Consider the following 6833-nt stretch of genomic DNA (forward strand, 5'->3'; position numbering starts at 1 on the left):
GGTGTGTGGGCGGAAGGAAACTTCCTTCCGCCCACCCCCGTGACATTCAGCTTCCCCCTAATTACCTTCCTTGACCTCTTCGGAGATATCGGCCTCGGTGCTGTTCTCGGGGAGCATCGGCCCCGCCCCGCGCGTCGCGGACTCGGACGCCTCAATGATCTTCAGCAGCGCATTCTCAATCAACTCCGGCATCGCGGGATGGATCCAATGCTGGCTGCGCACTATGTCCCGCGCCGTCTGTCCGGTCGCCATCGCCTGCACGATGAGCTGCACGAGGATGGGCGCTTGGGGCCCGATGATGTGGCAACCGAGGATCGCGGTCGTCTCGCGGTCGGCGATGATTTTCGCGAAGCCGCTCGTGTCCTCCATCGCCCAGCCGTAGGCGATGTCTTCGTACTTTTGCACCGCGACCACCGGATTGATACCCGCCTCGGCGGCCGTTCGCTGGGTAATGCCCACGGTGCCGATCTGCGGATGGCCAAAGATCGCGGACGGCACGGCCCGGTGATCGACCTGAATCATGTCCTCAGGATTGAGGAGGTTGTGCCGCACCACCCGCGCCTCGTGGTTGGCGATGTGCTTGAGCATGTAGGGCGAGGACACGTCGCCGAGCGTGAACAGCCCCTCGATCGGCTGCCGGTCGTCGTCGAGCACGCGCTGATACCTGTCGGCGCAGATGCGCCCGCCCTTCACCGAGATTCCGGCCTTGCCCACGTCCATGCGGTCCGCGTTGGGAATTCGCCCGGTGGCAACGAGCAGCTCGTCGGCCACGAGCGTGCGCTCGCGTCCCTCCTGCACGCCACTCAGGTGAATCTTGCCGTCCACCCGCTCGACCTTCGTGGAGTTAAATTCCAGCTCCACCCCGTGCGCCTCGGTCGCGAGTTCGGTGTAGGTGCGCGAGATGTCGGCGTCTTGAGATCGCAGCAGCGCCTCACTTCGCGCGACGACGGTGACGTCCACTCCCAGCGCCGAAAAGACGGACGCCATCTCCGCGGCGATGTATCCCGAGCCGAGCACGAGCAGCGACTTGGGCAGTTTCTCCATACGCATGATCGAGGCGTTGTTGAAGATGTCGACGTCGTGGATGCCAGCGACGTTCGGAATCGCCGTGCGCGAGCCGGTGGCGATAACGATCTTGTCGGCCGTCATCGTCACGGTGCCCTCATCGGTGGAGACCTCGAGCTTCTTTGGTTCTACGAACTTGGCGGTGCCGTGGTAGAGGTCGAGGTTCTCGTTGTCCGCGTGCGACTCGCGATAGTCCTTGCCGCTGTCCGAAATGGGGTCGATGTGGCCGAAGATGCGGTCGCGAATCGCGGGCCAATCGGCGCCGTTGAAGGACGTGTCGAGCCCAAAGCGCTCGCCGTCCGCCGCCTGCCGTGCGAGGTCTGCGGTGTGGACGAACATCTTGGTCGGGATGCACCCGACGTTCAGGCACGTCCCACCGAAGGTGCCCTCTTCGATCATGGCGATTTTCTGATCCGCAAACTCCGGGCCCGGGATCGAGTTCGCCGACCCTGAACCGATGATGACGAGGTTGTAATGCATGCGCCCAGACTAACGATCATTTTCAACTACACGCACGTCGGTTAGCTACGCGCTTACTCATCGCGCGCGGACGTGCCCATCGCCTGCGGACGTGCCCATCGCGCGCGGGCGGCAACCAAATCCCAAAACCCGCTCGCGCCGTGTGACAATGAGGGCATGAGCCTCAATGACATGACTGCCCGCGAATTGGCCCGAGCCCTCAAGAACCGCGAGGTCTCCGCCGTCGAAGTAACCGAAAACACCCTCGAGCGCGCCGAACGCGTCGGCAAGCAGGTCGGCGCGTTTGCCCACCTGACGCCCGAGTTGGCCCGGGATCAGGCTGCGAACGCCGACCGCGCGATAGCCGCCGGCGACGCCCCCGCCTTCGCCGGCGTGCCGGTTCCGATCAAGGATCTCAACCAGGTGGCGGGACAGCCGTGGGAGGCCGGTTCACGCGTGATGGCGGGCAATGTCGCCCAGGGCAACGACGCGATCGTGGATCTCCTTGCGTCTGCGGGCACGGTCTGCATTGGAAAAACGACGACGCCGGAGTTCGGCTTCCCGCCCTACACGGAGCCGGTGGCCGGGCCGAAGGCGCGCTCGCCATGGGACACCACGCGCACGGCCGGCGGATCCTCGGGCGGCGCGGCTGCGGCAGTTGCCGCTGGCATCGTGCCCGTGGCCCACGCCTCCGACGGCGGTGGCTCGATCCGCATCCCCGCCTCGGCAACGGGACTCGTGGGGCACAAGCCCTCGCGTGGTCTGGTGTCGGCGGCGCCTGGAGCTGACGGGCCGGGTCTGAACACGAACGGCGTCGTCACTCGAGACGTCCGCGATAGCGCTGCGTTCCTCGACGTTCTCTCGCGCTACCAGCCCGGCGATCCGTGGCTTCGCAAGCGCCCGGAGACCACTTACGTGGACGCGTGCGATCGCGACCCGGGCGCGCTGCGCGTCGGCCTTCTGTGGGAGCCGCTGAATGTGGAAGAGATCGACCTCCACCCGCATTCGCGCGAGGCCGTCGAGCTCACGGCCCGCACACTCGAATCGCTCGGCCACCACGTTGAGATCGCCCCGCGCCCGATGAATTCGGCCGACTGGGAGACCTTCATGCCTTTGTGGGCGACGACGGCGGCGCAGCTGCCCGTGCCCGAGGAGGCCGTTGAGATGCTTGAGCCACTCACGCGTTGGCTTCGTGAGATGGGTGAACAGTTCACTGCTGTCGACTTCGCTAATGCGGTGGCCGGCATGCACACGCTGACCCGGAAGGTCGTCAATGCGTGGTCCGACTTCGACGTTATTTTGACTCCGGCGCTACCGCCTGGAACGCTCCGCCCCGAGGATCTCATGCGGGAGGATCCCGCGGAGGACTTCTACTCGCAGCGGCGCTTCACGCCGTGGACGAGCGTGTGGAACATGCTGGGCGCGCCCTCGATTGCGTTGCCGGTTCACGCTGGGAAGGTCGGCCCTGAGTGGCCCAATGGCGAGCCGCTCGACGACGCCAACGGTGTACTCCTGCCGTTCTCCATCATGCTGGGAGCCGTCCATATTGGCGCTGACGAAACACTGTTCGGCCTCGCCGCACAGCTCGAAGAGGCACTGCCGTGGCGCGAGCGTCAGTTGGAGATCATTCGCCGTTACGAGTAGGAGGCTCGGAACGGAAGCGTTGCGAGATGAGGCTTGTATCGGGCAGCGTTAAGGGTGCTCGCGCGGTTTGGTTATGCCTCGCAGCGTTGAGAGTTCTGCATCGTGAGGTTACAAGTGGGATAAGCCGTGCAGGTGGGATAAGCCGTGCGGGACGAGGGCTGGCTATCTGATCTGCGCGTAGTCGCCTGTGGCGCGCCAAATCTGAACGCACTCAACCATCACGAGCGCCACGATGGGCAACATGAGGAAGATAATGCCGGTTGCTGACGTCGATGCGAGGCCGATCAGCCACACCACAATGTTGACGAGCGCTCGCTGATTCTTGCCGAGGAAGAAGTTGTGCGCGCCCATTGTGCCAAATAGCAGGCCGAGGAAAATGGCGAACAACCTCTTGCTGCGCTCCGTCATCGGCACTAAGTCTGGAGGGCGCGAGTCGAGATGCGATCGTCGGCCCAATTGCGAGGGGTGTGCCCGAAAGGCTGCTTGGCGCTCGCGAGCATATCGTTGGCGTCGCAGGTCATCGCTCGTGCGGGGCGAGGCAAAGGATCGGCCGCCAAATTGCTGGAGTGGCCCCGGCGCATACAGGTTCGGGCCTGCTAATCTTTCGGACGCGGCGAGCAGCGGATCAGGCGACGTTTCAAATCGAACCCCGTCCGCGGACAACCTCGGCGTTTCGTCCTTCATACCGCCATCCTAGCCCGTTTAATGCTCAGGTCTAAATGCACTTGTGGTCAGACAACTATCGGCGCAGGTCGCCACAATGCTCCGCTGGATTGCACCCGTTCAGGCGCATCGTCGTCGGGTGGATGCGCACGCTGTGCGAACCAGCGTGTGGTCTGCACCAACGCGAAATTCGAAAGATTATGCGAGAGTTGATTCATGATTACTGAGCCACTCCCGGAAGATAAGTTCACGTTCGAGCACACGTACGTGGCATTTGATGCGGACAACGTGATGCTCGAGGTGGGCAACGTTGAAAAGATTTATAACTATAAGTCGGTGACGAAGCCGATCGCTGCCTGGGGTATCCTCGTGGCGATTGCCAAGGGGAAGTTCGAGCTGGATACGCCCGCGGGACCCGAGGGATCGACGTTCCGGCATCTGTTGTCTCACGCGTCGGGGTTGCCTCCGGAGGAGGGGGATCCGATTGCGATGCCCGGCCGGCGCCGGATCTATTCGAACTATGGCTTTGACGTGATGGCGAAAGAAGCCGAGAAGTACCTCGACGTATCGATTCAGGATTGGATCCAGCAGGAGGTCCTTGACCCGCTGGGAATGGACTCCGTGCGGATCGTCGGGACGATCGCGCACTCGGGCACGGGATGTGCACGATGCCTCGTGCCCTTCGGCCGCGAGGTTCTCAAGCCGACTCTCATCCCGCGCGAGCTAGCGGAGAAAGCGTTCCAGTCCCAGTTCGCCGGAATCCCGGGTGTGACACCTGGCTATGGGCGCTCGCAGAACAACCCGTGGGGTTTGGGGTTCTCAATCCGGAATCCGCTCGAGCCCCACTGGACGGGCAATGAGTTTTCGAATCACGTGGTCGGGCACTTCGGCATGTCTGGCTCGTTCTTCTACATGGATCTGTCTCAGGGCAAGGGCGGCGCGTTCCTGGGTACGCAGGACTTCAACAAGGATCACATCCAGCATTGGCCGGCGCTGGCGGATGCGATGGTCCGGATTGATCCGGAGCCGACGGGCCAGGTGGACATCCTCTACCCGTCGATGTAGGCCGGTAACCGGGGCTAGTGTCGAAAACCGGGGCGCTGAGAGCCCGATGTCGCCATATAGCGAAGATCGTGCTCCCAGCGCACACGTTTACTACGCTCCCGCCCGAGAACGGGCTCAGAGATCGAGGTTAACGATCACCGGAACGTGATCGGAGGCGCCTTTGCCCTTGCGTTCGTCACGGTCGATCTCCGCCCCCGTGACGAGTTTGGCCAGTGCAGGAGAGGCGTACACGAAGTCGATCCGCATGCCCTGATTCTTGGGGAAACGAAGCTGCTGGTAATCCCAGAACGTGTAGTTGGTGGCGTGCTCGCGCGTGACCTCGGTAAAGCCGGCGTCCTCGAAAGCAAAGAATGCGTCGCGTTCTGGCTGGGACACGTAGAGGCCGCCAGTGGCGGTCACGTCCCAGACGTCCTCGTCGGTAGGAATGACGTTCCAGTCACCGGTGAGGGCGATCTTGGCGTCGGGATCCTCGGCGAGGCGGGCCGCCGCGCGATCCTTGAGCGCCGAGAGCCACGCGAGTTTGTAGTGATAGTGCGGATCATCAACGCTGCGGCCGTTTGGCACGTACAGGCTCCAGATCTCTATGCCCCCAGTCGTGGCCCCGATTGCGCGTGCCTCGGGATCGCCGGCGATGAAGAGCTCCTCGCCGTCGGGGGTGCCCTTCTTGAATCCGGGTTGGCCGGTAAAGACGTTCTGGACATTCTCCAGACCAACGCGCGAAATGATCGCGACTCCATTCCACTGATTGTGGCCCTCAATTGCCACCTCGTATCCGAGGTCCGTGAACTGTTCCAGTGGGAACTGTTCGGGTTTGCACTTGATTTCCTGCAGGGCGAGAACGTCGAGGTCGTGGCGTTGGAGGACGTCCACGGCGCGGTCGGCTCGGGCGCGGATCGAGTTGATATTCCAGGTCGCAATCTTCATGGCCACCAGCCTAGCGAAGGTGGAGGGCGATGGGGTTGGTGGAGCGCGTGATAGCCGCGCCGGGCCCGTCATGGTCTGCCGTTGGTTGCGTCTTGCCGCGATTCAGTGCGCTAGCCTTGGGGCATGTCGAGAGCACTGATCACCGGAGCCAGCGCGGGTCTAGGCCGCGAGTTTGCACGCACGCTTGCATCCCAGGGCAATGACATCGTGCTGGTTGCCCGCAACGCAGACCGGCTCGACGACCTCGCCACCGAGCTCCGCACCACTGGCGTAGACGTGGAGGTCTTGCCTGCGGATCTTGGAAACGACGCCGATCTAGCGCGCGTGGCCGACAGGCTCCGCTGGGATGATGCACCAGTTACGCTCCTGGTCAATAATGCGGGTTTTGGGCTCGGTCAAGATTTCGTGGGCGGCTCCCTCGATCGAGAACTCGAGGGTCTCAACGTCATGGTTCGGGCCGTCCTCGTGCTGTGCCATGCCGCGGCTCATGCGATGCGGATGCGTGGCTTTGGGTCCATCATTAACGTCTCCTCGATGACGGCTCTGACCGCCCAAGGCACCTACTCCGCTCACAAAGCGTGGGTGCGCACGTTTACTGAAGGTCTCGCAGCTGAGCTCGCCGATTCGGGCGTGACCGTGACGGCGGTGACCCCCGGACTCATTCGCACCGAGTTCCACGAACGTTCCGAGGTTGATTCCTCTCAGTGGCCAGACTTCGTGTTTGCTCAACCTCGCCAAATTGTGGACGAGGCACTGGAAGCTGCTCGCCGTGGTCGGGTCATTGTCACCCCCACGCCTCTCTATAAGGCCGCCGCGGTGCTCGCGAAGCTCGCGCCGCGCGCCCTCATCCGCAAGGTCGCCGGCCCGGGAATGTCTGGGCGCAGTTAAAACCGCCCGGGTTGGAGCGTTGGGAGATACGAGACCTGCGTTTTTCGTACCGCGTGAATGGCCCTGAACTATTCCATGGGTTGACCCACGAATTCGCTCCGGGAAAGGTCACCGCGCTAACTGGT

Annotated in this window: 6 protein-coding genes; 3 read left to right on the forward strand and 3 right to left on the reverse strand. The window is 63.0% G+C overall.

Annotated features, from left to right (window positions below):
• Window positions 1-57 precede the first annotated feature (57 nt).
• Window positions 58-1545 (reverse strand): mycothione reductase, encoded by a 1488-nt coding sequence (locus tag ACHFFR_RS07885; RefSeq protein ID WP_394263721.1) that lies wholly within the window; start codon window positions 1543-1545, stop codon window positions 58-60.
• Window positions 1546-1701: 156 nt separating this feature from the next.
• Here ACHFFR_RS07885 and ACHFFR_RS07890 point away from each other — a divergent pair, with 156 nt between their 5' ends.
• Window positions 1702-3168: an amidase gene (locus tag ACHFFR_RS07890; RefSeq protein ID WP_394263722.1), complete on the forward strand. Its 1467-nt coding sequence runs from the start codon at window positions 1702-1704 to the stop codon at window positions 3166-3168.
• 162 nt (window positions 3169-3330) lie between these two features.
• Here the strand turns inward: ACHFFR_RS07890 and ACHFFR_RS07895 are convergent, their stop codons facing one another.
• Window positions 3331-3576, reverse strand: coding sequence for a hypothetical protein (locus tag ACHFFR_RS07895; protein ID WP_394263723.1), 246 nt, complete (start codon window positions 3574-3576; stop codon window positions 3331-3333).
• 471 nt (window positions 3577-4047) lie between these two features.
• Between ACHFFR_RS07895 and ACHFFR_RS07900 the strand changes: the two genes are divergently transcribed.
• Window positions 4048-4896: a serine hydrolase domain-containing protein gene (locus tag ACHFFR_RS07900; RefSeq protein ID WP_394263724.1), complete on the forward strand. Its 849-nt coding sequence runs from the start codon at window positions 4048-4050 to the stop codon at window positions 4894-4896.
• 114 nt (window positions 4897-5010) lie between these two features.
• Here ACHFFR_RS07900 and ACHFFR_RS07905 read toward each other — a convergent pair whose 3' ends face one another.
• Window positions 5011-5820 carry an exodeoxyribonuclease III gene (locus ACHFFR_RS07905; RefSeq protein WP_394263725.1) on the reverse strand — a complete coding sequence of 270 codons (810 nt, stop codon included), beginning with the start codon at window positions 5818-5820 and terminating at the stop codon, window positions 5011-5013.
• Window positions 5821-5943: 123 nt separating this feature from the next.
• Between ACHFFR_RS07905 and ACHFFR_RS07910 the strand changes: the two genes are divergently transcribed.
• Window positions 5944-6708, forward strand: coding sequence for an SDR family NAD(P)-dependent oxidoreductase (locus ACHFFR_RS07910; protein WP_394263726.1), 765 nt, complete (start codon window positions 5944-5946; stop codon window positions 6706-6708).
• Window positions 6709-6833: the final 125 nt, after the last annotated feature.

Origin of the sequence: Trueperella sp. (assembly GCF_043424875.1) — a bacterium.
Classification (GTDB): Bacteria; Actinomycetota; Actinomycetes; order Actinomycetales; family Actinomycetaceae; genus Trueperella.

Bases quoted from the DNA above. Each gene is read 5' to 3' on its own strand.
- ACHFFR_RS07885 (WP_394263721.1), bottom strand. From the start codon at position 1,545: ATGCATTACAACCTCGTCATCATCGGTTCAGGGTCGGCGAACTCGATC.
- ACHFFR_RS07900 (WP_394263724.1), top strand. From the start codon at position 4,048: ATGATTACTGAGCCACTCCCGGAAGATAAGTTCACGTTCGAGCACACG.
- ACHFFR_RS07910 (WP_394263726.1), top strand. From the start codon at position 5,944: ATGTCGAGAGCACTGATCACCGGAGCCAGCGCGGGTCTAGGCCGCGAG.
- ACHFFR_RS07890 (WP_394263722.1), top strand. From the start codon at position 1,702: ATGAGCCTCAATGACATGACTGCCCGCGAATTGGCCCGAGCCCTCAAG.
- ACHFFR_RS07895 (WP_394263723.1), bottom strand. From the start codon at position 3,576: ATGACGGAGCGCAGCAAGAGGTTGTTCGCCATTTTCCTCGGCCTGCTA.
- ACHFFR_RS07905 (WP_394263725.1), bottom strand. From the start codon at position 5,820: ATGAAGATTGCGACCTGGAATATCAACTCGATCCGCGCCCGAGCCGAC.